Annotated in this window: 1 pseudogene; it reads left to right on the top strand. The window is 54.3% G+C overall.

Annotated features, from left to right (window positions below):
• Positions 1 to 731 (top strand): annotated as a pseudogene (locus tag AB4Z23_RS27245) (hypothetical protein); the annotation flags it as partial.
• Between the last annotated feature and the right edge of the window lie 203 nt (positions 732 to 934).

The following is a 934-nucleotide window of genomic DNA, read 5'->3' as shown; positions in this document are numbered from 1 at the left end:
ACGGTGAAGACCCCAATAATTATGCCTCTGTATGGAGAGAGCTCAAAGACGGATTGGCAGATCTGTTCAATGATAAGTGTTGGTATTGTGAAACACCAGTGACCCGATCGGACAATGCTGTCGATCATTTTCGTCCGAAAGGACGAGTGGGCGACGCTGCGAATGAACACAATGGCTACCGATGGCTCGCGTTTGAAAGATCCAACTTTCGATATGCCTGCACTTTTTGCAATTCCAGGCGAAAGGATCTTGCAGGTGGAACGGCGGGAGGCAAAGCTGATAGATTTCCTCTCTTGGACGAAGTGCAACGAGTTTACGCACCGGGTTCCGTTGCTGATGAACGCCCGATCTTGCTAGATCCGTGTGAATTTGGCGACTGGCGACTTCTGGGGTGCCGGAAGGAAAACGGCAAACCTTGTGCGGCGAACGACCAGGCGGAGCAGCGTAGCCGTGCTGAGACTTCGATTGAAATCTACCACCTGCACCACGAGCCAACGTGTAAACTCCGACACACGGCAGCAGTGCAGTTACTGAGCGACATTGAAGATGCGAAGGGCCTTTTTGTCGCTACGCAATCCGACGCCGCACAGGCACCAGCCTTCAAAAAGGCCGCCGACCGGATTCTGAAAGCAATACATTTTGATAGCCCGTTCAGCGGTGATATGCGTTTTCTTTTAGGCGGAGAAAGGGACCAGGGTCACCCCTGGATTCAAAGCCTGCTTGAGACATGATGGTAAAGGAGGGGCCGGTTATGTACACCAACGTAACCGCTGCTTTTCTCGCGCAGCTGATTAGGAGATGGTACCCTGGATGCAGTGGGGCGTGCTCGCATTCATCGACGTCATGGGCTTCAAGGGAATGTGGAGGCGCCAGGGCGCATCGATTGTCCTGGAGGCAGTGCGACGCGCGAGTGAGCGCGCGCTGCGGCTAGCAG

Origin of the sequence: Agrobacterium sp. MCAB5, from assembly GCF_052114365.1 — a bacterium.
In the GTDB taxonomy this organism is placed as follows: domain Bacteria; phylum Pseudomonadota; class Alphaproteobacteria; order Rhizobiales; family Rhizobiaceae; genus Agrobacterium; species Agrobacterium tumefaciens.
This window is presented reverse-complemented; position numbering and strand designations above follow the sequence as displayed.